The following is a 25681-nucleotide window of genomic DNA, read 5'->3' on the forward strand; positions in this document are numbered from 1 at the left end:
TCGGTCGGCAACCAGTTAACTGACCTGTGAGGTACTTCGGGGGAAATTCAGGGTTGCGGTGCCTCACCGGACGGTACGACGGTGAACATGATGTGGATCGAACGGGTGCCCTCGGGGTGGTCGGCCGCCGTCCGTCCCTTCCGGTAGCCGTTGACCAGCTTCTGCAGGTCGGCGCCGAGCTGTTCGGCCTCTTCATGGGTGAGCCACACCCGGGAGCGGCTCATCGCGCTGATGTCGTCCCAGGGGTCGTCACCGGGCAGCTTGTCGAACAGCTCGAGCATCCGGTCGGTGGCGACGCGCATCATCGCCTGATTGGCGGTGCGGCCGGCCATCGAGGACTGTGACGGGATCACCATGCCCTGCGCGGGCGCGCGCCACGGGCGCTCCCGGCCGTCGGTCGACTCGGCCCGTTCGACAATGCCCCAGCGCTCCAGCGCCCGGAGGTGGTAGCTCATCGCGGACGGAGTCAGTCCGGCCAGCTCCGCGCACTCGGTCGCAGTCAGCACCCTGCCGCTGTAGAGCTCGTCGATGACCAGCTGCCGGGCCGGGTGCGCCAGGGCGCGGATCGCCCGCGGATCGGTCAGCACCACCTTCTTCTCGCCCACCGCGCCAGCCTAGCCGCGCCCACCCCGGGCACCCGCCCCTCACCCTCGTCCCCAAAGGTGGGTCGCCTTCTCTTTGTGCACGAGATCCATCTTTGTGTATCCACCAACCACTTTTGGGGGCTCTGCATGGTTGGTGGGTTCCCAAAGATGAGCGGGGTGCACAAAGAGCAGCGGACCCACCTTTGGGCGCGGGGTGGGTGGGGTGGGTTGACGGTGGGGGATGTGAAGGGTTTACTTCAGGTTTGTGAAGCAAACCCTTCAGATTTCGCTGTGGTCGAACCGGGACATGCGGCTGGTCTTGCCGGCGCGGGCTGTGTCGTACGCAGGGGACGCGATCGCGATGGTCGCGTTGATGCTCCGGGTGAAGGACTACGGCGGTACGACGGGGATCACGATCCTGCTGCTGGCATTCGCCGTACCGACCGTGGTGATGATTCCGGTCGCCGGGCGGATCGTGGACAGCTACGACTCGCGGGTCGTGCTGGTCTCGTCGACAGTGCTGCAGGCGGTGGCCGGGGTGGCGCTCGCGTTCAGTCACGACCTGGTGAGCACGGTGGCTCTGGTCTGTGTGCTGCAGGTGGGACAGGCGGTGGCCGGGCCGTGCTGGGGTGCACTGATCCCGCGGATCGTGGGGGAGGAGCAGGTCGGCCGGGCTACTGGGACCAGTCAGGCTCTGGTCGGGGTGGCGATGCTGGTCGGGTCGGCGACCGGTGGGTTGCTGGTGGAGTGGATCGGCGGTCGCGATGCGCTGCTGGTCGACGCGGTGACCTTTGGATTGCTCGCTGTGGTCGCCGGAGTGGTGCGGACTCGGCGTCGGCCGGTCCCTGGAGTGGTCAAGGAGAGTGGCGGGTTCAGTGCTGGCCTGCGGACCTTGCTGGGCGATCCGCTGTTGCGAGTGCTGGTGGTGTGCCTGTGGCTGTTCGTGGTGGTCGGCGAGGCCGTGAACGTGGTCGAGGTCTTCCTGGTGACCGATGAGGTCGGGCTGAATGCGGCCGGCTACGGCTGGGTGCTGGCGGCACAGGGGGCCGGTGCGATCGCCGGTGCCTGGGGCAGCGGCCGATTGGCCACGTCCGCCGGCCGGGCGCGCGCCGTACTGGCTGGGATGGCCGGCATCGGGCTGGGCGTGGTGTGCATGGGCCTGGCGAATGGTGTGGTGCTGCTAGTCGTCGGGGCGGTGGTCACCGGGGCCGGGGGTGGTCTGCTCAACGCGGCCAGCAGCACGCTCATCGTCACGCGGGTTGCTGAGGAGCTGCGGGGTCGGGTGGTCGCCGCGCTCTCCGGGACCGTCCGGGCGTGCAGTCTGGCCGCGCTGCCGCTCGGTGGGTTGCTAGGCGGTCTGCTCGGGCCGCGGATGACGTTCGTGGGGTGCGGAGTGGTGTGTGCGGTGGGAGCGATGGCCGCTGCTCTGCTGGTGGCCAGGACAAAGGATTCGGCTGTGGAGGTGGTCAGTCACTAGCCTTGGCACATGACTGATACACACGTGGACCCGACTGACGACCTGCCGGAGCAGATGCGGGTTCGCCGGGAGAAGCGTGACCGCCTGCTGGCGGAAGGAGTGCAGCCCTACCCGATCTCGGTAGCGCGGACGCACCTGCTGAAGGACCTGCGCGCCACGTACGACGGCCAGGAGCTGGAGCCCGACACGAAGACCGGCGAGCAGGTCTCGGTGGTTGGTCGGGTCATCTTCCTGCGTAACACCGGCAAGCTCTGCTTCGTCCGGCTGCGTGAGGGGGACGGAACCGAGCTGCAGGTGATGCTGTCGCTGGCCGACCTCGGTGAGGAGGAGCTGGCCCGGTTCAAGCAGCTCGTCGACATCGGTGACCTGCTCGCCGTCCAGGGCGAGGTCGTCACGAGTCGCCGCGGAGAGCTGTCGGTGCAGGCGACCGGCTGGCAGATGGCTGCCAAGACGCTGCGCCCGCTACCGAACGAGCACAAGCCGCTGAACGAGGAGGCGCGCGTCCGGCTCCGGTACGTCGACCTGATCGTGCGGCCGGAAGCCCGCGACATGGTCCGGATCAAGGCCGCGGTACTGAAGTCGCTGCGGGCCACCTTCGACGGGCAGGACTTCGTCGAGGTCGAGACGCCCGTCCTGCAGCTCACCAACGGCGGTGCCGCGGCCCGGCCGTTCAGCACCCACCTGAACGCGTTCGACCAGGAGATGAAGCTGCGGATCGCGCTCGAGCTCGATCTGAAGCGCGCGATGATCGGCGGTGTCGACCGGGTCTACGAGATCGGCCGCACGTTCCGCAACGAGGGCCTGGATTCCACCCATGCCGCGGAATTCTCGATGATCGAGGCGTATCAGGCGTACGGCGATTACGACACGATGGCCGAACTCCTGCAGGAGCTGATCCGCAACGCCGGCCGGGCGATCGGCCGGACCACGGTCACCGCCCGCGACGGTTCGGAGATCGACTTCGAGCAGCCGTTCCGGCATGCGACGCTTTTCGGGTTGCTGTCCGAGGCGGTCGGCGAGAGTGTCGACCAGACCACGGATCTGCCCGCCCTGCTCAAGTTGGCCGAGCAGCACGAGGTCGAGCTGCAACCGGGCCGGAATGCCGGTGAGATCGCCGTCGACTTGTTCGAGAAGCTGGCCGAGCACACGCTCATCCAGCCCACCTTTGTCCGTGACTATCCGGAGTCGGCGCGGCCGCTGGCCAAGCCGCACCGGGAAATCCCGGGGCTGGTCGAGGCCTTCGACCTGTTCGTCAACGGGGTCGAGCTCGGGGTCGCGTACTCGGAGCTGAACGACCCGGTGATCCAGCGCGATCGCCTGGTGGAGCAGTCGTTGCTGGCCGCGGCCGGTGATCCCGAGGCGATGGATCTCGACGAGGACTTCCTGCGCGCGATGGAGTTCGGGATGCCGCCGGCCGGCGGTCTCGGGATGGGACTGGACCGGTTGATCATGCTGTTCACCGGCGCCGGTATACGGGAGACGATTCTCTTCCCGTTGCTCCGGCCGGAGTGATTCGCTGATTTTCCCCGAAGCGGGCCGTGGATGCTGCATAGCACATCCGCGGCCCGCTGCATTTTCCGGGGCTATTTGAATACGGAAGGTCACGAGGTGGGCGTCACAACTTTCCGGAACATTCCCGACGGAGAATGACAAGTGGGTGGTTTGTGCGGTACAAATCAGGTGCAAACAATTCGGCAGGGGATTGTGCCCGGTGACGGGTGCAGGAAGGATTGTCATCGATGGCGCAAAGGGTGCAGGTGGTCCTCGAGGACGATCTCGACGGCGGTAAGGCCGACGAGACCGTGACCTTCGGGCTGGACGGGACGACGTACGAGATCGACCTTTCCAAGAAGAATGCCGCCAAGCTGCGCGACGCCCTCGCCGGGTACGTCGGCTCGGCCCGCCGGGTGGCCGGCCGCCGCGGCGCCGCCGGACGGGCCCGCGGTCGCGGCCGGTCCGCATCGGACTCCGCCGACATCCGGGCCTGGGCCAAGGAGAACGGCTACGAGGTCAGCGAGCGCGGCCGGATCTCGGCCGAGGTGCGCGCGGCGTACAACGAAGCCAAGTAATTTCGGCAAGGACTTGCGATCCCGGTACCCTTGAGGGCCGAAGTCGTGGGCGGGATGTGTCCGCAGAAAGCGCGGACCATCCCGCCTTCGGCGTGTCATGGGGAGCTCCGCTCCCTTGGGGGATCGTCCGCATTCCGGTTGTTTCAGGATGTGGACATCCCGGTCGCGACGGACGGTCGCCGGAGTGCCTGACCCGGCAGTCATCCAGCAGGAATTCGCTGGTGGCGAACATGCTGTCCGATCGTGGTCAGGCGGGAACACCCTGGAGATCCGTGGGGTTGTTCCCTTGTGATGCCGCCCGGGTGTCCGATCCAACAGTGATTGTTTGTTCGCCCAGAGCGAGCTTGTAGGTACCGGGGACTAGCATGCATGTACGGGGGTCGGCCCACACGGCACGTCCGACTCCTCTGAGGCAAGGAGCGCTTTGGCGATGTTTGAACGATTTACGGACCGCGCCCGTCGGGTAGTCGTCCTGGCTCAGGAAGAGGCCAGGATGCTCAGCCACAACTACATCGGGACCGAGCACATCCTGCTCGGCCTGATCCACGAGGGTGAAGGTGTCGCCGCCAAGGCTCTCGAGAGCCTGGGTATCTCGCTCGAGGCCGTCCGCTCCCAGGTCGAGGAGATCATCGGCCAGGGGCAGCAGGCACCGAGCGGGCACATCCCGTTCACCCCCCGCGCCAAGAAGGTGCTGGAGCTCTCCCTGCGCGAGGCCCTGCAGCTGGGCCACAACTACATCGGCACGGAGCACATCCTGCTCGGCCTCATCCGCGAGGGTGAGGGTGTCGCAGCGCAGGTCCTGGTCAAGCTCGGTGCGGACCTGAACAAGGTCCGGCAGCAGGTCATCCAGCTGCTGAGCGGGTACCAGGGCAAGGAGCCGACCACCGCCGGTGGGGCCACCACCGAAGGTGCGCCGAGCAGCTCCCTGGTGCTCGACCAGTTCGGCCGGAACTACACCCAGTCCGCTCGTGAGGCGAAGCTCGACCCGGTGATCGGGCGCGAGACCGAGATCGAGCGGGTCATGCAGGTGCTGTCCCGGCGGACCAAGAACAACCCTGTCCTGATCGGTGAGCCGGGTGTCGGCAAGACGGCGATCGTGGAGGGTCTGGCTCAGCAGATCGTCCGTGGCGACGTCCCGGAGACGCTCAAGGACAAGCAGATCTACTCCCTCGACCTCGGCGCCCTGGTGGCGGGTTCCCGCTACCGCGGTGACTTCGAGGAGCGCCTGAAGAAGGTGCTGAAGGAGATCCGCACCCGCGGTGACATCGTGCTGTTCATCGACGAGATCCACACCCTCGTCGGGGCCGGTGCGGCCGAGGGCGCGATCGACGCGGCGAGCATCCTGAAGCCGATGCTGGCCCGCGGCGAGCTGCAGACCATCGGTGCGACCACCCTCGACGAGTACCGCAAGTACGTCGAGAAGGACGCCGCGCTGGAGCGCCGGTTCCAGCCGATCCAGGTCGCCGAGCCCTCGATCGCGCACACGATCGAGATCCTCAAGGGTCTGCGCGACCGCTACGAGGCGCACCACCGGGTGACCATCACCGATGCCGCGCTGGTGAACGCCGCGCAGATGGCCGACCGCTACATCTCCGACCGGTTCCTCCCGGACAAGGCGATCGACCTGATCGACGAGGCCGGGGCCCGGTTGCGGATCCGCCGGATGACGGCTCCGCCGGACCTGCGCGAGTTCGACGAGAAGATCGCGAACGTGCGCCGGGAGAAGGAGTCGGCGATCGATGCTCAGGACTTCGAGCGCGCCGCGGGGCTCCGCGACGACGAGAAGAAGCTGATCAACGCGAAGGCCGAGCGCGAGAAGCAGTGGAAGGCCGGCGACATGGATGTCGTCGCCGAGGTCGACGAGGAGCTGATCGCCGAGGTGCTCAGCACCGCGACCGGTATCCCCGTCTTCAAGCTGACCGAGGAGGAGTCCTCGCGACTGCTCGACATGGAGAAGGTGCTGGCCAAGCAGTACATCGGCCAGACCGACGCCGTGAAGGCGCTGTCCCGCTCGATCCGGCGCACCCGCGCCGGCCTGAAGGACCCGCGCCGCCCGAGCGGCTCGTTCATCTTCGCCGGCCCGTCCGGCGTCGGTAAGACCGAGCTGTCGAAGGTGCTGACCGAGTTCCTGTTCGGCGACCAGAACGCGCTGATCAGCCTCGACATGTCGGAGTACTCGGAGAAGCACACGGCCTCCCGGCTGTTCGGCTCGCCTCCCGGTTACGTCGGCTACGAAGAGGGTGGCCAGCTGACCGAGAAGGTCCGCCGCAAGCCGTTCTCCGTGGTGCTGTTCGACGAGGTGGAGAAGGCCCACCCGGACATCTTCAACTCGTTGCTGCAGATCCTGGACGAAGGTCGCCTGACCGACGCCCAGGGCCGCGTGGTCGACTTCAAGAACACGGTCATCATCATGACCACCAACCTGGGCACCAAGGACATCTCGAAGGGTGCGCTCGGTTTCTCGCAGACCGCGGACACCTCGGGCTCGTACGAGCGGATGAAGTCCAAGGTGACGGAGGAGCTGAAGCAGCACTTCCGCCCGGAGTTCCTGAACCGTGTCGACGAGATCGTGGTCTTCCACCAGCACAGCAAGGACGACATCGTCAAGATCGTCGACCTGATGCTGGCCCAGGTGGAGGAGCGCCTGAAGGACAAGGACATGGGCATCGAGCTCACGCCGGCGGCGAAGGCACTGGTCGCCGACCGTGGCTTCGACCCGGTCCTGGGTGCCCGCCCGCTGCGCCGCGCACTCCAGCGCGACGTGGAGGACGTCCTCGCCGAGAAGATCCTGTTCGGGGAGCTGCGGCCCGGCCAGATCGTCCTGGTCGACGTCGCACCGGAGGACACCGTGGACGCCGACGGCCTGCGCGAGTACTTCACCTTCACCGGGACGCCGAAGTCCGGCGCTTCCGAGCTGGAGCTGACGGACCTCGCAGCCGGTGGCACCGCCTCGGGTCTGCAGGACTCGTAAACCAGTAAGTCAGCGAAGGGCCCCACACCTCGGTGTGAGGCCCTTCGGCGTTCAGGGGAGTACGACGACCTTCCCGGTCGCCTGGTCGGATTCCAGGTACGCGTGGGCCGCGGCGATCTCGCCCAGTGCGAAGGTCCGGTCGAGGTTCGGCTGGTAGGCGCCGGCCTCGACCTGGTCGACGATCCCCTGCAACGCCACGGTGTTCCCGGCAGTGTCCTTGCTGTGGAACGACGTCAGTTTGGTCCCGGACGGGATGGCGGCGATCGGCTCGAAGTCGGGTACCAGCCACCCGCTGAGCGACCCCGACACGCAGACGCTGCCACCGCGTCGTACGAGCTGCAACGAGTCGAGCGCCGTCCGGGCACCGACGAGATCGAGGACGTGGTCCGGTCCATCCGGCCACACAGCCCGTACGGCGGCTGCCGGCGAACCGCCGTCGTCGAGCAACGCGTGGGTGGTGTGCAGCCCACTGAGCTTGGCGGGTTGGCGAGTGGTCCCCGCGGTCTCGACGCCGAGGGCGGTCGCGATCGACGCGGCCGCCATCCCGACCGACGACGTACCGCCACGGATGAGGAGGCGGTCGCCCGCTGCGACTCCAAGTGCGTCCAGCGAGCCCTGCGCGGTCAGGTACGTCTCGGGCAGCGCCGCCAGCACCTCCCACGGCAGCGTCGTGGTGATCGGCATCAGCAGTTCGTTCGGCAGTACGGCGTACTCGGCGTACCCGCCGTCGAACGCGCGGCCCATCTCGCCCATCACGGCCGCGACCGTCGTCCCCGCGGGCAACCGGGCATCGGTGGACTCCGCCACGACGCCGACGCACTCGATCCCGAGGATGCGCGGCAAGGTGACGCTCGGCGAATGTCCCTGGCGGGTCCTGAGCTCGGAACGGTTCAGGCCCGCACCCTTGATCTCGACCAGGCTCCAGCCGGCTCGAACGGCCGGAATCGGGACCTTCCGAAACTCCAGCACCTCTGGCCCACCGGCCCGGACACACACTGCGGCTCGCATCATGCATCCACTGTCGACGCTGCTGATGCTGGCCGACCACCGGTAGGATGCCAAGTTATGCCTGATGCCCGCCAAACCCCTGAAGCCTCTCGGCTGTGGCCCTCAGGTGGTGTTCACCTGTGGCGCTCGGGCGGCGTCAGCTCGCTGCACGCCCATTCACAGGGCCACCTGGTGTACGCCGCCAGTGGCGTGCTGTCCGTGCAAACAGTCCGCGGTACGTCGGTTGTGCCGGCCAATCGGGTCGCGTGGACACCGGCCGGGTTCCAGCACTCGCATCGGGCGCACAGCACCACGGACATGCGGATTCTGTTCCTGCCCGTCTCGCTGGCTCGCCGAGTGCCTGAGCATCCGGTCGTCTTCACCGCCTCCGCGCTGGCCCGCGAAGTCATCCTCGCGCTCACGGGTGAGCAGAACTATGACAGCGGCGCCGAGGCCCGGCTCCGACGCGTGCTGGTCGACGAGTTGCGGGACGCCGACGAACTGGCGTTGCACCTGCCGGAACCCGCCGACGACAGGCTGCAGGCGATCGCGCGGCTCCTCGCCGACAATCCCGCCGAGAACAGGTCGCTGGCCGAGCTTGGGCGCACCATCGGCGCCAGTGCCCGGACTCTCAGCCGGTTGTTTCACGATGAGCTCGGGATGACGTTCTACGAGTGGCGAACGCAGCTTCGCATCTGTCACGCGCTCGTCCTGCTGGCCGACAACCGCACCACGACCGAGGTCGCTCATGCCTGCGGCTGGTCCAATCCGAGTGGTTTCATCGAAGCCTTCGCTGCCCTGGTCGGTACCACGCCTGGCCGCTATCGTGCGGGTTTTCCCGCGAGGTCCTGACCAGACATTCGACGGTGCTCGAAAGGTGTCCGGATTCGGGCGGGTGCGGCAATTGCGCTTCTACACTGCGAAGATGCCGTCGAGGCTCCGCATCGATCTGCTCGGACCGCTCACCGTCCGCAGCGGTGCGGCGGCAATTTCGGTCGGGCCGTTAAGGCAGCAGGCGATGTTCGCGGTACTGGCATTGAATGCGGATCGCGTGCTGACCCCGGAACAGTTGCTCGATCTGGTCTGGGATGACGACCCACCGCCGACCGGGATCAAGGTCGTGCCGACCTACGTGTACCGGATCCGGAAGTCGCTGCCTGATGCTCGGCTGGAACGGACGACGGCGGGATACGTGCTGCGGCTCGATGCCGGAGTGCTTGATCTGGAACGCTTTGAGACGACAGTGCGGGCTGCCGGTCAGCACAGTGATCCGGAAGAGGCGCTAGCGCTCCATGAGCAGGCGTTGGCGTTGTTCCGCGGCCAGCCGTTGAGCGGTCTGCCGGGGCAGTACCTCGCCGGACAACGCCGCCGGATCGCCGAACGCCGGGAGAAGGCGCTCGGCACGCGCATCCAGTTGCAGCTCGCCGCCGGTCGGCACGTCGAAGCGATCCCGGAGCTGATCGGCTTGGTCGCTGACCATCCGTTCGACGAACGGTTCGCCGTACTGCTGATGAACGCGCTGGCTGGGAGCGGCCGACAGGCCGAGGCACTCGAGACCTATCAACGGGTACGGCGAACGCTCGTCGAACAACTCGGAATCGAGCCAGGCCCCGAACTGCGCGCTGCCCAGCAAACGCTGTTGCGGATCGAGGCGCCTGCGGTGCCGTCGCGCAACGAACTCCCGTACGGCGGCGCTGCGTTCGCCGGTCGTGCCGCGGAACTGGCCGAGGTCGTTGCCACCCTGCGAACGACTGCTGGATCCGCACCGCCGGTGCTGGCGATCGACGGGATGGCGGGGATCGGCAAGACCGCGCTGGCGGTCCAGGCCGGGCATCTGCTGGCGACGCAGTACCCGGATGGCCAGTTGTTCGTCGATCTGCACGGGCACACGCCGGGGCGCGAGCCACTCGGGACCGAGCAGGCGGTCGACCACCTGCTGCGCGGCATCGGCGTACCGGCGGATCAGATTCCTGGCTGCCTCGGGGATCGGCTGTCGTTGTGGCGCGCGAAGTCGGCGCGGCTGCGGTTGCTGGTCGTCCTGGACAACGCGCCGGATGCGGAGACCGTGCGGCCATTGTTGCCGGGGGCATCGGATTGTGCGGTGCTGGTGACGAGCCGACGGTTGCTGGTCGAGCTGGATGCCAAGCGCCGGCTCGGCCTTGGCCTGCTGGCGATGGACGATGCGATCGCGCTGCTGATCGAGATCGCCGGGCCGGATCGGCATGGTGGCGACGAGTCTGCGGTTCGTGAGTTGGCTGAGCATTGCGGACGGTTGCCGTTGGCGTTGCGGATCGCCGGTGCGCGGTTGCGGCATCGGCCGGCCTGGTCGATGCAGCACTTGAACCAGCGGCTGCGCGGACGGCGTCGGTTGCGCGAGCTCGATGGCGATTCGAACGGCGTCCGGTCGGCGTTCGCGGTCTCGTATGAGCATCTGCCTGAGGATCAGCGTCGGATGTTCGCGTGTCTTGGGTTGTTCCCTGGCAAGGATTTCGACGCGAAGGCAGCGGCGGCGCTCGCCGGGATCGACGTACCGGCGGCTGAGGTGCTGCTGGAGAACTTGGTGGATGCGAGCTTGTTGCTGGCGCCGCGGCCCGGGCGGTACGAGTTCCATGACTTGCTGCGTGGCTATGCCACCGAGGTCGCCGATGACGCGAAGGCAGTCAGCCGACTCGTTGAGCACTACCTAGCGATGGCTGGTTGGGAGGACTCTGAGCGGCCGAATTTGCTTGCTGCGTTGGAGGTTGCGGAGGATGCGGCCACGGTGCGGTTCGCGTTGGTGCTGGCTCCTTACCTGCATGACCGGAGCCGGTTGGACGAATTGGACGCCGTGCTGACGATCGGGCTGGCTGCTGCGGTCCGGCGGCAGGATGCGGTCGGTGAGGCGCGGCTGCTGTTCCTGCGTGGGAACTTCGGGCAATTCCGTTGTGGGCCGCAGAAGGGATTGTGCGATCTGCGCCGGGCCGCGGAGCTGGCGCCGGAGGACGAACCGGGGTTGCGGGCGCGCATCCTGGGATCGTTGGGCTACACGCAGGGCACCCTGGATCCGTCGTCGAGTCATGCCGACCTACTCCGTACGTCGTTGCGTCTCGCGCATCTGGCCGGGGATCGCGAGGCGGTCGTCGAGACGCTGGGTCGGCTTGCTGCGTTGGCGGTTCGGCAGCACGGGTTCGCTATGGCGTTGGAGTACTACGAGCGGGCGTTGGAGTTGGCGCGTGAGATCGGTGACGAGCGACTCGAACCCGAACTGCTGAACGGCATCGCGGTCTGCCGTCTCGCGGCGGACGATCCGCTGCCGGCTCTCGAAGCGACGCGCACCGCGCAACGCCTGGCCGCCATTCACGAGCTGGACTTCTCGATGAGCTACGCCTTGTGTCATCAAGGTGAGGCGCACCGCCGGCTCGGCCGCACCAAGCTGGCCGTCGAGATTCACGAGCAGGCGCTCACGCTGGCGATCGGCAACTGCACCCACCTCGATGAGGTCGACGCTCGACTCCACCTGGGCCGTAGTCTCCTCAGTGCCGGTCGTGGGGAGTCGGCTGCCGAGCAGTTCGATCTGGCGCTCCGCCTCAGCCAGGACCGCGATCACGCGCTGGGCATCGTCGAAGCCCTCACCGGCTTGGCTGATTGCGCGCAACAGCCTGCCCGGGCCGACCGCCTCCTCCGCAGGGCCCGTGACGTGGCTACAGAGGCCGGGTACGGCGCTCTGGCCACCGGCTTGGAGTATCGCCTCGAGCACCGCGGTCGGGGCGTAGCAACGCGCTACACGCCGGCGATCTAGGGTTCGCGGCGCCGGAGCCGGCTGATGGTGCGGGTGATGGTTGCCGGGTCCGGTGTGTGGTGGCTGGTGCATTGGGCCAGCAGGTGGGCTGTGGTGGTCGCGAGCCAGCAGACCGTGGTCACGAGGGCGATGGCTGGGCCGGGGCCGGGCCAGGTGTCGCCCAGGGCTTCCACCTGACCTGCTTGGTAGGCACCGGCCAGCAACAGCAGAGTGATGACGGCGACGATGCAGGCCGCGGCCTGGGCCTTGTGACCGGGTTTGAGGACCAGCAACGCGACTGTGGCGAGCAGACCGACCAGCCAGGTCAGGGCTAGCTGTGGCTGGGTTTCTATGCCCAGTTGCCAGACAGAGAGACCGAGTCGGCGGCTGTAGGTCCATGGCAGGAGCAGTGTGAAGCCGGTGACCAGTGCGGCCAGCAGTCCGGCTCGGGCGAACCACCTGTGCTCGTTGACGGCCAGCTTCTGCTCGGCAGCGGCCAGACGGATCGGCAGCTCTTCATCCGGGAGTGCGCTCATCGGGCGGCCTCCAGACGGACCAGGTCGTTGCCCAGTTGGAAGTACAGCGCTTGGCCGATCACGGTCACCTGATCCGCAGCCTGTGGCACACCTTGGGCCGGACCGGCGAGCACAGTGACCCGGCCGGCATCCACTCGCAGGAGGCGCAGTGCGTCGTACCCCCAGAGCTTTCCGTCGGGTCCAACGAACCAGGTCCCGGGTGCATCGCTGAGCGGCCGCAGCTCACCGTTGACCACAACTCGTCGTACGCCGTCTGGTCCGTAGAGGTTCAGATCTGGGTGCACTGTGGTCCGGCCACGCAGCAAATGTACGGCACGTTTGGGATCCGCAAGGGTCCACCACACTCCGCCTTGGCCGTCGGGCGCCCAAACGTGGGCAGCGAGCGGGAGCCGGATCCGCACCAGCTTCCCGGTCGCATCGAGTCCGAGTTGCGTACCCACACCGGACGAACCAACCGTCTCGACGGGCGGCAGTACGGTCGCGCGGAAGTTCGTCGTACCGCGCACTGGTGTGCGTCGATCGCAGCGGGGCTGCGGGTCGGGTGCAGGTGGGTACGTCGATGCGGCGCTGGCCGCATCGGGGATCTGCAGGATCTGACCACCGCCGCCCGGCGAAGTCCCCAGCAGCACCGAACCATCCGGTCGCGCCTCGATACTGCTGACTCCGTCGGCGCCACCGGGCAGCTTCCGCAGTACGCCGTCCGGTGTGATCACCGAGGTCGGCGCTCCACCACCGAGCCAGACGTTGCCGCGCACATCGACCGCGAACGCATCGACCGTCATCGACGAGCTGGCAGCGTCCCTGCTCAACAGACAGCCGGCCGGAGCCACCCCGGTCAGCTGCTGAGTCGCTCCGCCGCGACGCGCCATCGCCAGACCGGTCTCGCTGGTCCGCCAGACCGTCGTACCGTCCGGGCCACTGGACACCGCATTGCCGGGCGCGCCCGCTCCCGGGTTGAACGCGAAGTCATGCAACCGCATCCCAGGGCGGAGCTGGTTGGCGGGAATCTGCCAGGTGGTCGAGCCACCCCACACCACAATCGAGCGGTCTGCGTTCCGATGGCTCAGCGCCGGTCCGACGCCTGAGGCAAGGACTTCCACCCCGGGAGTCACGTAATACTTGCCGTCGGGGTCCTTGTGGCTGAGGCTGATGTCCGCCTGCGGCAAGTCGAGTGGGACGGACAGAACCGCCCACGGCTTGCCGCCTGCTCCACCGGCTAGCAACACGAGGCGATTGTCGGTGACACCCCACAGAGCCGGTGCGGTAGGACCGTGGTTCAGCGTCACCTCGGGTAGCGCGACACCGTCGTCGTACGCAAAGACTGTTGAGCTCTCCGACCCTGTCCGCCCCAGCAGCCAGTGCCCGGGTGAACCGTCCAGGGTGCTCGCAAACGAGTCGAGCGGATCAGATGTGCCGATAGCGACCCTCATCCCGAGTCGATCGACCAGCTGACCGCCATGGAGGTCCAGCATCCGATACGGCACACCCACAGTCGTCTCCGGCCTGTACGTCGTACCTGTCGCGGCCGGAGCGAGTAGTCCGGCCACTGCGCCGACGCCGCCGAGCAGAACCAGCAGGCGACCACCGATCAGCCCGGTGGCAATCAGAAGGACCGCAAGCACCAGTGCGGTCCACGCGCCGACACCCGGGCGATACCCGACGCCGTTCGGCAGTACTGGTGGCAGCCACAGCAGGTGCGCGGCCAGCCCGGCCACGGTCGCCGAACCGCAGCCGACGGCCGCCAGACGTCGTACCAGACCCCGAGTGGCCAGGGTCGCGATGGCGAGCGCGCAGATGATCAGCGCCCAGATCCGAGCCGGCGGGATCTCCCAGAGCTGCACCCGGATCAGCCCGGCGTCCGCGAGCCCGACCGCGACCGGATCCCGCAGCTCACGCCACGGCAGCACGGTCGAGAGCAGAACCAGTACGGCGAGGATGCCGGTCGCGAGCGGCATGATCCGGCCCCGGACCGGAGTCCACTTCGCGGTCTGGTCGAGCATTCGGACAAAGAGTGCCCGCAATTCGGACTGATTCAGCGGTTCAGCGGACGGGTTCGGCGAGTCGTTCCCAAGTGTTGGTTCAGGCGTCATCGGACGCCGGAACAACTGGGTAGCCCAGTAACCGGCAACTGCTGTTGCGATGGTTCCGCAGGCCAGGGTGCCGATCACAGCCGGTGAGAAAGAACAGCTCGGCCGACCCTGCTGGACGAATCCGGTCCAGGCCACCATGGTGACCACGGCGACCGCCGCCGTACCCCATCCGCGGACCAGCCGGCGTAGCTCGAAACGCTCGGCACACAAGCGATCCACGAGGATCAGCAGCACGATCACGACCGGCAGCAGGAGGGCCGCGGACCGGCCGCCGACCGGCTGGATGCTGGCCCGCCAGAGGTAACAGCCTGTGCCGGTCCGGCCTGGTAGCAGGACTGCGAACAGGGCTCCGACCGCAAGACACGCAAGCACTACACCGGGTTTGCCGGTTCGTCGTATGGTCCTACGATGCGTGAGCGATTCGATACGGATCAGTGCTGCCGCCGCCTGCGATTCGGTGGGCAGATCGCGCAGCGGCATGAAAAAGAAGTTACCTGGCACCCATGTATCGCGTTGTAACCCTGTGACCACGTTGATGGGACCCGGACTGTCGGAAAGGGGGCCGAGGATGGAATCATCTCGTCGCATGGACGCGCCGCGTCTGCCCCTGACCCAGGAACCGGTCGTCGACACCGGTTCCTTTGGTGTGCGGCAAGCGGGCGGAGTGCTCGAGCGCGCCCAGCGAATCGCCGACACCCTGCGCGAACAGGCGGAGTACGAGAACGACCTGGCTCGCGAGGAAGCCGAGCGCGCCCGGACCGAGACCGAGCAGCTCCGGGCTGCGGCCGAGGCGGCGGCGCAGAAGCTGCGGTCCGACGCCACCTCGTCCGCGCAGCGCCTGCTCAACGATGCCGAGCGCGCGGCTGAGCAGCTGCGCGTTGAGTCCGAGACCGAGGCGGAGCGCGTCCGGTCCGAGGCCCAGGAGACCGCCGAGCGCCTGCAGGCCGAGTCCACCGCGGAGGCCGAGCGAGTACGCCGGGAAGCGGCCGAGGCGGCTGAGAAGCTCCGCGCGGAGTCGACAGCCGAGGCGGAGCGTGTTCGTACCGAGGCAACGACACTCGCCGAGCGGATGACCGCGGGCGCCGAGCACGCTGCCGAGCAATTGCGTGTGACGGTCGCGGACGAAGTGGCCAAGCGGCGCAGCGAATCCGAATCGGCCGCCGAGCAACTGCGCAACGAGACCCAGGCGACCGCCGATCGGGTCCGCGCCGAGTCGCAGGCCGCGGCCGATCGCCGGATCCAGGGCGCTGAGACCGAAGCCGCCCGGGTGAAGGCAGAGGCAGAAGCCGAGGCCGATCGGGTCAAGCAGCAGGCCGAGTCCGCGGCGTACCGGTTGCGGGAAAGCTCCGAGGCCGAAGCCAGTCGGGTCAAGGAAGAGGCCGACGAGCTGCTCGTCGCCGCCCGCGAGGCTCGTGAAGCGGCCGAGCTGATGGTCGACCGGGCCGGCCGCGAAGCGCAGCAGTTGGTTGCCGATGCCGGTGAGCAAGCCGCGCTGGTGTCGCAGGCCGCCGTACAGAACGAAGCTGAGCTGATCGCTCGCTCCGAGACCGAGGCCGCCGATCTGCGGGCCGCGGTCGAGCTCGAGGTCGAGGCCGCCCGGGAGAAGTCGCGGGCCCAGATCGCCGAAGCGCACGCCGAGATCGAGCGGCTGCGGGGTGAGAACCGCGCCGAGCTGGAGCGCCGCACGGCCGAGCTCGAGGAGACCGAGCGGGCCAAACTGGCCGCGATCTCGCTGGAGATCGACAAGCTCCGGGCCGAGGCCGTGGCCGAGATTGCCGAACGCAAGGCCGAGGCCGAGCTGTCCAACGAGCGGCTGATGGCCGACGCGCGGGCGCAGGCCAAGCTGGTCGTCGACTCCATCGAGGCCGACCGGCGGAACGCGACCGGTGAGGCCCAGCGGATCGTCGAGGACGCGAACAGGGCGGCCGAGACGGCGATGGCCGAGGCCGAGAAGCAGACGCTGTGGAGCAAGAAGACTGTCGACGACCTGATCGGTACCGCCGAGGCCGAGGCACAGGCGATCCGCGAGCAGGCCGCCGCCCAGGCGAGTGAGCTGCTGCTGCAGAAGCGCGCGCACCTGCGCCGCGTGGTCGGCCGCTCGACCAGCCGGCTCAAGCAGACCCAGGAAGCGATCGCCAAGGAGAACGCCGAGCTCACCGCGCTCGCCGAGCACACCTTGGAGACGGCCTCCACGCAGGCCGAGGCGACGCTGTCCACGGCCCGGCACGAGGCCGAGAAGGTGACCGCGCAGGCGCAGGCCCGGGCCGATCGGGTGAAGGCCGCGGCCGAACTCGAGGCCAAGGAGATCGTCGACCGGGCCACCCGGCGCGAGACCGAGGCCCAGTCCAGCACCCAGGTTCTGCGCGAGCGTGCGGCCAAGGATCTCGCCGACGCCCAGCGCCAGTCCCACGAGCTGATCCGCAAGTCCCGTGCCGAGGCGCAGCAACTCGAGGCGCAGGCCCGCGAGCATGCGGACGATCTGCGCTCGCAGGCCCGTAAACTACTCGCCGATGCCGAGGCGAGGGTCGCGGCTTTGAACCAGCGCCGCGACGAGATCACCAAGGAGCTCACCCAGCTTTCGGGTGTGATCGAGGCACTCGCTGTACCGGGGTTCCGCCCAGGTGGTGGAATGTCCTCCAGTGAGGGTTCCACGGGGGAATCAGGATGAGGACGTGACAGTCAGATCCTTGTCAGTGACAATGTGTGATCCACCCACCCAATTAAGTGAGTATCGGAAAACATGAGCAGTGAAAGCCCAACCCCGTTCCGTACCGTTCTGCGTGGCTACGAGCCCGCTCAGGTGGACCAGCACATCCGTGAGCTGACCACCTCGCTGACCGCGCTGCAGCAGCAGTCCGAGCAGCTCCAGCGGCACGTCCAGGAGCTCCAGCAGCGCACCGACGCCGCGGAATCGGCCGTGATCTCCGCCCAGGAGGACCACAAGGACCGTGCCCCGACGTTCACCGAGTTCGGTGAGCGGGTCGCGAAGATCCTGTCGCTGGCCGATGACGAGGCCCGTGACCTGGTGACCCGTGCGCGGACCGACGCCGAGGCGATCGTCGCCGACGGTGAGGCGCACGCGAAGAAGGTCCGCAAGGAGGCCGAGCAGTACTCCCTGGACTGGAAGAGCGAGGTCGACGCGGAGGCGGCTCGCATCCTCGAGGAGGCCCGTACCCAGGCCGACGACATGCGCGACGAGGCCGAGCGCGACGCGACCGCCCGCCGGTCCGAGGCGCAGGCGCTCTACGAGCAGGAGCGGGCCAAGTCCGCTCAGGCCGCGGCCGCCTTCGAGACCACCCTGGCCGAGCGCCGGGGCAAGGTCGAGCAGGAGTTCGCCGCCCGCACGGCGCTGGCCGAGCAGCAGCTGGCTGCCGTCACCGACCGCGCCGCACAGGTGCAGCGCGAGGCCGACCGGTCGCGTTCCGAGGCCGAGCGGTTGTCGCAGCAGCAGCTGGCCGACGCGAACCGTCAGGCCCAGGAGATCGTCGCCGCCGCGAAGGACAAGTCCGAGCGGATCCGCGCCGAGTCCGAGCGCGAGCTCGCGGCCGCGACGCAGCGCCGGGACAGCATCAACGCGCAGCTGACCAACGTCCGCCAGATGCTGGCGACGCTGTCCGGCCAGCCCGCGATGCCGCTCGACCTGCTGGCCGACGACGACGCCGAAGCGACCACCGGCAGCAAGAAGAACTGAAGTACGACGTCAAAGGGCCGGCTCGTTCCGCGAGCCGGCCTTTGCGCGTTAGTCAGGCAGGTAGGCGGTAGCGGTTGCGCGGTAGCGGCTCGACGAGGCCGTCGGCAACCAGGCCGTCCAGGGCGCGTTCGCGTTGGACGTGGTCCTGCCAGCACGCGTCGAGTGCATTCTTCGGTACGGCGCCACGCTCCGACCGCAGTACGGCGAGCAGTCGGCCGCGCACCTGTCGATCCGTGCCCTCGTAGGTCTGGCCCTTCCGCGGCGGACCCTCGTACGGCGGACTCCCGGCCAGCACCCACGCGCACTGGCTGCGGATCGGGCAGTCGCCGCAGCTCGGCGTACGGGCTGTGCAGATCAGCGCACCGAGCTCCATGGACGCCACTGCCCAGCGGGCTGCGGTGCGGACGTCGTCGGGCAGAGCTGTCACGGCCAGACGCTGGTCGGCCGCAGTGGGGGAGATGGTCGGCTGTGCGACGCCGGTGAGGGCCCTGGCGAGCACCCGACGCACGTTGGTGTCGACAACCGCGTGGCGCTGACCGAACGCGAACGAGGCGATCGCAGCGGCGGTGTAGGTGCCTACACCCGGCAGAGCGAGCAGTGCGGCGTGGTCGTCCGGCACCTCACCACCATGGCGCTCCACAATCGCCTGTGCTGCCGCATGCAGCCGCAGGGCGCGCCGGGGGTACCCGAGCCGGTCCCAGGCCCGCACAGCCTCACCTGGCGGCTCTGCGGCCAGGTCTGCCGGTTTCGGCCACCGCTCCAACCACCTCTGGTACGCCGGGAGCACGCGCGCGACCGGTGTCTGCTGCAGCATGAACTCGCTGACCATGACTGCCCACGGACCCGCAGCGGGGTCCCGCCACGGCAGTACGCGCGCATTGGCGTCGTACCACTGCAGAACAGAGGTGTACAGAGAGGTGAGCGGCGAGCCTGACTGGTCGAGCACAGAGCCGATATTAAGGTGCCAGCATGAGCAGCCTGCTCCATCCGGTCGGGCACCTGCCCGCCAGCGTGTACTGGTTCCGTCGGGGACTGGTGCTGTTCGTCTTGGCGCTGCTGTTCTTCCTGATCTTTCAGCTGGTCCCTGGTGGCGGCGATCCGCAGAAGTCGGCGGCGGTCAACGACCCACAGCAGACCCCGACGCCGACCCCGGCTGCCAAGCCGTCGAAGACGCCCACCCCGAAGCCGAGTGAGAAGCCGTCCAAGACGGCCCCGCCGGAGGACGTGAAGTGCTCCGCGTCGAACGTCCGGGTCGAGGCGATGCCGGCCTCCCGCCGGATCACCTCGGGTGCTGCGCTGAACTTCGTGGTCCGGTTCGAGGCGGTCTCCGACGAGTGCAAGGCGACCATCGACCCGGATTCGCTGACCGTCTCGGTCACGTCCGGTGCTGATCTGATCTGGACCACGAGCCATTGTGGGCAAGCGATTCCGAAGGCCACGCTGGTCGTTGCCAAGGGCAAAGAAGCTGCCAGCACGGTGGTCTGGAACGGGCATCGGTCCGGCCCCGGCTGCCTGCCTGGACAGCCGGTGGCCAAACCGGGGACCTATGTGGTCAAGGCCGAGTTCTCCGGCCGCGAATCAACCGCGCAAGCCTTCACGATCGCCTGACGCCGCAGTCGCATCCGACTGCCGACGTACCGGCGAGGCGAAGAGAAGTGCCGCGATCAGACCGATCACCAGGACGGCGGCCGGCAGGATCATCGCGTCCGCCATCGCGTCGCTGAAGCCCTGATGCAGCGCCTCCGGCAACCTCCCGCCGGACGCAGCGCCCTCACCACTGGCCATCGCTGGTAGGTAGTGCGCGAGCCGCGACTCCATCAGTACGGCGATGCCCGCGCTACCGAGAACCGCGCCGACCTGGCGAGTTGTGTTGTAGACGCCCGCGCCGGCTCCCGCTTGGTGCATCGGGAGGTTCCGAGTCGCGGTGCTGCCGATCGGGGCCCACATGAAGCCGTTCGCGACACCCATCAACGCCATCGGCAGCAGGAGCTCCCAGATCGGCAGGTCGGGAGAGATGATCTGGCTCAGCCAGAACAGCGCCACCACATTGCAGGCCAGACCGAACCCGGCGATGAATCGGGGTGGAGTGGTGTCGACCAACCGGCCGACGAACGGCGCCAGTACACCGGAGATGATTGCCATCGGCGCCAAGAGCAGCGCGGCCTTGGTCGGGCTCAGACCGCGAACGGCCTGCGCGTAGAGCATCAGCGGGAACGCCATCGCCGTGACCGCGAAGCCGACCGTGGTGATGGACACGTTGGCCAGTGAGAAGTTGCGATCCCGGAAAAGGGCCAAGGGCAACAATGGCTCGTTGCGGTTGCGAGACTGCCAGAACACGAACAGCCCGAGCAGGACGAGACCCGCGATGATCAGCGACCAGACCGAGATCGGCCCGGTGATCTTGCCCCAGTCGTACTTCTGGCCTTCCTGGATCCCGAACACCAGCAGGAACAGACCGATCGTGCTCAGCGCGACTCCGAGCAAGTCGAACTTGTGCTCGTGAGTCGGCAGGTCCGGGACGAGCCGCATCGCCAGTACGAAACCGATCACGCCGACCGGGATGTTGACGAAGAAGATCCACTGCCAGCCCAAGCCGTCGACGAGGACTCCACCGAGAATTGGGCCGACCAGGATCGCCACACCGGCGGTCGCGCCCCAGAGGCTCATCGCCCGACCGCGCTGATCCGGCGGGAAGATCCGCGTGATCACCGCCATCGTCTGCGGCGTCACCATCGACGCACCGAGCCCTTGCACGACACGAGCCACGATCAGCATCGCGATCGACGACGTGAGTCCACACCACAACGAGGCGAGCGTGAACACGGTCAAGCCGGTCAGGTACATCTTCTTCGGACCGATCCGGTCGCCGAGACGACCGGTCACCAGCAACGGAACGGCGTACGCGAGCAGGTAGGCGCTCGTCACCCAGATGACGTTGCCGACATCGGTACCGAAGTCGTTCAGGATCGACGGGGTCGCGACCGACACGATCGTCGAGTCGACCAGGATCATGAAGAACCCGACCACCAGCGCCCACAGCGCCGGCCACGGCCTCACTTCTTCTCGCGGGGTTGCCATTCCAGGTCCTTGCTCTCTATCCGTCCGATGGTGGTCGCCAGCCAGTCGCGTTCAGCCACGAGCTGACTCTGCAGGTACCCGATCGCAAGCCAGTAAGGCTCCGGAACCTCGCGGGAGCGGACGTTCTCGACGGCGTCGTCGAGCTCCTGGATGAAGTCGTCGAGGTGGGCGATCCGGCGCCGGAACCGCAGTACGGCGTCGTCCTCGGCCAGGTTGTGCGCCTCACTCAGCACCGCGGGGAACAGCGGGTATTCGTAGACGTAGGTCTCGATCGCACTCTCCACCCGCCGCCGCAACGCCTCCGCGCCGGCCGGGGTGATCTCGTACGTCGTTCGTTCGGGGCGGTTACCGGCCCGTTCGGTACCGGTCGCGCGAATGAATTCCTGGCCGGCCAGCCGCTCCACCGTGTGGTAGAGCGAACCCGGCCGGGTCTTCACGATCCGGTCGTTCCGGCGGCTCTTCAGCAACTGGAACATCTCGTAGGCGTGCATCGGGCTCTCGTGCAACAGAGCCAGCACCGCCATCGCCAACGGCGTCAGCTCCGCCATCATCCTCCACCCGGATTGTTCCGTGCTGAATGTTCCAAGTGGAGTATTACGCGGTCAGGCCAGAAAACACAACCTGCGGCCTGGGGTCAGACGTAGCGTTCGAGGATGCTGGATTCGGCCAGGCGGGAGAGACCTTCGCGGACCGTGCGGGCGCGGTTCTCGCCGACGCCTTCGACGGTTTGCAGGTCGTCGATGCTGGCGGCCAGGAGCTTCTGCAGGTGGCCGAAGTGCTCGATGAGTCGGTCGATGACGGCACCGGGCAGGCGGGGGACCTTGGCGAGCAGGCGGTAGCCGCGCGGGGTGACCGCGGCGTCGAGCTGCTCGGCGCCGCCGAGTTGCAGGGCGCGGGCGACCTGGCCGATGTCGAGCAGGTCGGTCGGGCTGACCGCGTCCAGCTCGAGCAGTACGTCGTCCGCCGTCTTGGCGCGGCGGCCGCTGGCCGGCGGGAGGTAGTCGCGGACGACGAGCTCGCGCTCACCGGCGACCCCGGCGACCAGTTCGTTCAGCTGCAGGGTGAGCAGGCGACCGTCGGTGCCGAGCTCGACCACGTAGCCGTCGATCTCGGTGGCGATCCGGCGGACCATCTCGAGCCGCTGCGCGACCGCGGCCACGTCGCGAACCGTCACCAGGTCCTCGATCTCCAGCGCGGACAGCGTGCCGGAGACCTCGTCGAGGCGCAGCTTGTACCGCTCGAGGGTGGCCAGCGCCTGGTTCGCCCGGGACAGGATCGCTCCGGAGTCCTCGAGCACGTAGCGCTGGTCGTCGACGTACAAGGCGATGATGTGCATCGACTGCGACACCGAGATCACCGGGAACCCGGTCTGCCGGGCGACCCGGTCGGCGGTGCGGTGCCGGGTACCGGTCTCGTCGGTCTGGATCGACGGGTCCGGCATCAGGTGCACGGCGGCCCGCATCAGCTTGGTGGCGTCGCGGTCGAGCACGATCGCGCCGTCCATCTTGCTCAGTTCCCGCAGACCGGTAGCGGTGAACTCGATGCCGATCTCGAAACCGCCGGTCGAGATCGAGTCCACGACCTTGTCATGTCCCAGGACCAGCAGGGCGCCGGTGCGGCCGCGCAGGATCCGCTCCAGGCCTTCACGCAGTTCGGTACCGGGTGCCACCGCCGCGAGGGTCGCGCGCATCCGGGCGCCGGTGCTGTTTTTGTCGGTGTTCGGGGCCACGGAAGGTGAGTCTATGCGGTTGTCCGGCGGTGATGGGTGCTAAGTCCCCGCCGACCGCACTCGCGGGGACCCTCGGTCCGATTGAACTTGCACCTGCGCGTGCACGCGCCCGTGCATCTGGACCGTGCAGTACCGGATTCCCGCGTGAACGGGCTTCGGGAGCCGATGGCCCCTGTCGCGTCAGGGGGTGCGGACGACCTGACCGGCGTACGAGAGGCCGCCGCCGAATCCGAACAACAACACCGGCGCGCCGGACGGAATCTCGCGCTTCTCGACCAGCTTCGACCACGCGATCGGGATACTCGCCGCGGACGTGTTCCCGGACTCGACCACGTCCCGCGCGATCACCGCGTTGACCGCGCCGAGGCGCTTGGCCAGCGGCTCGATGATCCGCAGGTTGGCCTGGTGCAGGATGACCCCGCCAAGCTCCTCCGGGGTGACGCCGGCCTTCTCACACACCTGACGCGCGATCACCGGCAGCTGCGTGGTCGTCCACCGGAAGACGCTCTGGCCCTCCTGGGCGAACTGGTTCGTCGGCGCCTCGATCCGGACCGCGTCCGACATCTCCGGCACCGAGCCCCAGACGACCGGCCCGATCTCCGGCTCGTCACTCGCGACAAGCACGGCCGCACCGGCCCCGTCACCAATCAGCACGCAGGTCGTGCGATCGGTCCAGTCGGTGAAGTCACTCAACTTCTCGACCCCGATCACCACCGCCTTGGACGCAGCACCCGCCCGAATCGCATGGTCCGCAGTCGCCAACGCATGCGCGAAACCGGAGCACGCCGTGTTCATGTCGATGGCCGCCGGGCTGCTCAGCCCGAGCCGGGCGGCGACCCGGGCGGCCATGTTCGGTGACCGATCCAGCGCCGTACAGGTGGCGACGATGACGTAGTCGATCTCGGTCTTGTCGATCCCGGCGTTCGCGATCGCCTTGTCGGCAGCCCGCCAAGCCATCTCGTCGACCTGCTCATCAGGCGCCGCGATCCGGCGCTCCTTGATGCCGACCCGACTCTGGATCCACTCGTCATTGGTCTCGACCATCGTCGCCAGCTCGGCGTTGGTCAGCACCCGCTCCGGCTGATAGTGGCCGAGCGCGACAACTTTGGATCCGCTCATCTGATGCTCCTGCGGTCATCCGGCGGACGCCGGGCGGGGGCGCGGGGTTCGGCACTGAACCCAGCCTGGGGGGCTACCCCAGAGTACGTTCCTCGGTCACCCCGTGGGCATCCCTGGTCTCACGCCGCACGTAAAGGTGTGGTCAGGAACACAGGATCAGGTGAGGCCGGCGGCTATCAGGGCTGAGCGGAGGTCGGGGGCGGCGAAGGTCCGGAGGCCGTACTTGGCCTGGATGTCCATGGGTTTGAGGTCTTTGCTGCGGTTCGGGATGTCGGCGGGGATGATCGCCTTGGTGAAGCCGAGACGGGCGGCTTCGGCGAGGCGTTTCTCCAGGCCGCCGACGCGGCGGACCTCGCCGGCCAGGCCGACTTCGCCGATGGCGATCAGGCCGGGGTGGATGGGTTTGTCCATCATCGAGGAGGCGACGGCGATGGCGACGGCCAGGTCGGCGACGGGTTCGGTGATCTTCACACCGCCGACAGTGGCGACGTACACCTCTTGGTCGTGCAGTTTCAGGCCGGCACGGTTGCCCAGGACGGCGAGGACCATGGCGACGCGCTGCGATTCGAGACCGGACGTCGTACGGCGAGGTTGGGGGGCGGCGGATGGGCCGACCAGGGCCTGGACCTCGGCGAGTAGTGGGCGGCGGCCCTCCATCATCACGGTGACGCAGGTGCCGGCGACTGGTTCGGCGTGCTCGGAGACGAACAGGCCGGTCGGGTCGGTGACCTCGACGATGCCGGTGTCGACCATGTCGAAACAGCCGACCTCGTCGGACGGGCCGAACCGGTTCTTGGTCGCGCGCACCATCCGGAACCCGGAGTGCCGGTCGCCGTCGAACGCGAGCACGACATCGACCAGGTGCTCCAGCATCCGCGGACCGGCGATCGCACCCTCCTTGGTGACGTGACCGACCAGGACGACCGCGATGTGCCGCTCCTTCGCCAACCGCACCAGCGCGCCGGTGACCTCGCGAACCTGCGTGACACCACCGGGCGCCCCGTCGACCTCTGGATGCGCCATCGTTTGCACCGAGTCGATCACCAGGAACGCCGGCTCCACCGCGTCGACCTGACTGACCACCGCGCCGAGGTCGGTCTCCGCCGCCAAGTACAACTCGTCGACCAGTGCATCGGTCCGCCCGGCCCGCAACCGCACCTGAGCCGCCGACTCCTCACCCGACACATACAACGTGCGTTGCCCACTGCGCGCGGACTGCGCCGCAACCTCCAGCAGCAGCGTCGACTTGCCGACGCCCGGCTCACCGGCTAGCAGGATCACCGCACCCGGTACGACGCCACCCCCGAGCACCCGGTCGAGCTCACCGATCCCGGTCGGCCGCGACTCGGCCTCGATCGCGGACACCTTGGCGATCGGCATCGCCGGCGAAGTCACCGGCCCGGCCGAGATCCGCGCCGCCTTCGCCGCCCCGACCTCCTGCACCGTCCCCCAGGCCTGGCACTCACCACACCGCCCGATCCAGCGCGCCGACGTCCACCCGCACTCCGCGCACGCGAACGCCGACTTCCCCTTAGCAGTGACCACCTTCGCCATACCGCTCAACCTATAACCGGCCGCCGACAAAACCGCAGA

The 25681-nt window shown here is 68.0% G+C and carries 19 protein-coding genes; 9 read left to right on the forward strand and 10 right to left on the reverse strand.

The window, feature by feature from the left end; all coding sequences use genetic code 11:
- Positions 1–47: 47 nt before the first annotated feature.
- The gene (locus ABD231_RS13280; RefSeq protein WP_344150003.1) at positions 48–605 is read right to left on the reverse strand and encodes a helix-turn-helix domain-containing protein; all 558 of its coding nucleotides are present in this window, start codon (positions 603–605) and stop codon (positions 48–50) included.
- Positions 606–891: 286 nt separating this feature from the next.
- Between ABD231_RS13280 and ABD231_RS13285 the strand changes: the two genes are divergently transcribed.
- The 4 genes from ABD231_RS13285 (at position 892) to ABD231_RS13300 (ending at position 7101) form a co-directional block, all read left to right on the forward strand.
- A complete protein-coding gene (locus ABD231_RS13285; RefSeq protein ID WP_344150005.1) occupies positions 892–2061 on the forward strand; it encodes an MFS transporter in 1170 nt (389 codons plus the stop codon).
- A 9-nt stretch (positions 2062–2070) separates the two neighbouring features.
- Positions 2071–3573 carry a lysine--tRNA ligase gene (gene lysS, locus ABD231_RS13290; RefSeq protein ID WP_344150007.1) on the forward strand — a complete coding sequence of 501 codons (1503 nt, stop codon included), beginning with the start codon at positions 2071–2073 and terminating at the stop codon, positions 3571–3573.
- Positions 3574–3800: 227 nt separating this feature from the next.
- The gene (locus tag ABD231_RS13295; protein WP_132401678.1) at positions 3801–4130 is read left to right on the forward strand and encodes a histone-like nucleoid-structuring protein Lsr2; all 330 of its coding nucleotides are present in this window, start codon (positions 3801–3803) and stop codon (positions 4128–4130) included.
- Between the two features lie 430 nt (positions 4131–4560).
- Positions 4561–7101 (forward strand): ATP-dependent Clp protease ATP-binding subunit, encoded by a 2541-nt coding sequence (locus ABD231_RS13300; RefSeq protein WP_344150012.1) that lies wholly within the window; start codon positions 4561–4563, stop codon positions 7099–7101.
- Between the two features lie 51 nt (positions 7102–7152).
- On the opposite strand, the gene ABD231_RS13305 is transcribed toward ABD231_RS13300, so the two are convergent.
- Positions 7153–8112, reverse strand: coding sequence for a zinc-binding dehydrogenase (locus tag ABD231_RS13305; RefSeq protein ID WP_344150014.1), 960 nt, complete (start codon positions 8110–8112; stop codon positions 7153–7155).
- A 54-nt stretch (positions 8113–8166) separates the two neighbouring features.
- Between ABD231_RS13305 and ABD231_RS13310 the strand changes: the two genes are divergently transcribed.
- A complete protein-coding gene (locus ABD231_RS13310; protein WP_344150016.1) occupies positions 8167–8940 on the forward strand; it encodes a helix-turn-helix domain-containing protein in 774 nt (257 codons plus the stop codon).
- A 73-nt stretch (positions 8941–9013) separates the two neighbouring features.
- The gene (locus ABD231_RS13315) at positions 9014–11866 is read left to right on the forward strand and encodes an AfsR/SARP family transcriptional regulator (RefSeq protein ID WP_344150018.1); all 2853 of its coding nucleotides are present in this window, start codon (positions 9014–9016) and stop codon (positions 11864–11866) included.
- Here the strand turns inward: ABD231_RS13315 and ABD231_RS13320 are convergent.
- Together ABD231_RS13320 and ABD231_RS13325 are read right to left on the reverse strand one after the other, a co-directional pair.
- The gene (locus tag ABD231_RS13320; RefSeq protein WP_344150020.1) at positions 11863–12381 is read right to left on the reverse strand and encodes a hypothetical protein; all 519 of its coding nucleotides are present in this window, start codon (positions 12379–12381) and stop codon (positions 11863–11865) included. The genes ABD231_RS13315 and ABD231_RS13320 overlap by 4 nt on opposite strands.
- A complete protein-coding gene (locus ABD231_RS13325; protein WP_344150022.1) occupies positions 12378–14843 on the reverse strand; it encodes a hypothetical protein in 2466 nt (821 codons plus the stop codon). Before ABD231_RS13325 ends, ABD231_RS13320 begins: the two co-directional genes overlap by 4 nt.
- 214 nt (positions 14844–15057) lie before the next feature.
- On the opposite strand from ABD231_RS13325, the gene ABD231_RS13330 reads away from it, so the two are divergent.
- Positions 15058–17139, forward strand: a complete 2082-nt coding sequence (locus ABD231_RS13330; protein WP_344150025.1) for a kinetoplast-associated-like protein — start codon at positions 15058–15060, stop codon at positions 17137–17139.
- 72 nt (positions 17140–17211) lie between these two features.
- On the forward strand, positions 17212–18162 hold the full coding sequence (locus tag ABD231_RS13335) for a DivIVA domain-containing protein (RefSeq protein ID WP_344150027.1): 951 nt from the start codon (positions 17212–17214) through the stop codon (positions 18160–18162).
- Between the two features lie 52 nt (positions 18163–18214).
- Here the strand turns inward: ABD231_RS13335 and ABD231_RS13340 are convergent, their stop codons facing one another.
- Complete coding sequence (locus tag ABD231_RS13340) at positions 18215–19108, reverse strand: HhH-GPD family protein (RefSeq protein WP_344150029.1); 894 nt, start codon at positions 19106–19108, stop codon at positions 18215–18217.
- 23 nt (positions 19109–19131) lie between these two features.
- On the opposite strand from ABD231_RS13340, the gene ABD231_RS13345 reads away from it, so the two are divergent.
- Complete coding sequence (locus ABD231_RS13345) at positions 19132–19770, forward strand: hypothetical protein (protein WP_344150031.1); 639 nt, start codon at positions 19132–19134, stop codon at positions 19768–19770.
- Here the strand turns inward: ABD231_RS13345 and ABD231_RS13350 are convergent.
- The 5 genes from ABD231_RS13350 to radA form a co-directional block, all read right to left on the reverse strand.
- Positions 19741–21240 carry a DHA2 family efflux MFS transporter permease subunit gene (locus ABD231_RS13350; protein WP_344150033.1) on the reverse strand — a complete coding sequence of 500 codons (1500 nt, stop codon included), beginning with the start codon at positions 21238–21240 and terminating at the stop codon, positions 19741–19743. The genes ABD231_RS13345 and ABD231_RS13350 overlap by 30 nt on opposite strands.
- The gene (locus ABD231_RS13355) at positions 21216–21791 is read right to left on the reverse strand and encodes a PadR family transcriptional regulator (RefSeq protein ID WP_344150035.1); all 576 of its coding nucleotides are present in this window, start codon (positions 21789–21791) and stop codon (positions 21216–21218) included. Before ABD231_RS13355 ends, ABD231_RS13350 begins: the two co-directional genes overlap by 25 nt.
- An 83-nt stretch (positions 21792–21874) precedes the next feature.
- Positions 21875–22930 (reverse strand): DNA integrity scanning diadenylate cyclase DisA, encoded by a 1056-nt coding sequence (disA, locus tag ABD231_RS13360; RefSeq protein WP_380158856.1) that lies wholly within the window; start codon positions 22928–22930, stop codon positions 21875–21877.
- Positions 22931–23149: 219 nt separating this feature from the next.
- Positions 23150–24088, reverse strand: a complete 939-nt coding sequence (locus tag ABD231_RS13365; RefSeq protein WP_344150039.1) for a beta-ketoacyl-ACP synthase III — start codon at positions 24086–24088, stop codon at positions 23150–23152.
- 156 nt (positions 24089–24244) lie between these two features.
- Complete coding sequence (gene radA / locus ABD231_RS13370) at positions 24245–25642, reverse strand: DNA repair protein RadA (protein ID WP_344150041.1); 1398 nt, start codon at positions 25640–25642, stop codon at positions 24245–24247.
- Positions 25643–25681 lie beyond the last annotated feature (39 nt).

Source organism: Kribbella yunnanensis, from assembly GCF_039529655.1.
Taxonomy (GTDB): Bacteria; Actinomycetota; Actinomycetes; order Propionibacteriales; family Kribbellaceae; genus Kribbella; species Kribbella yunnanensis.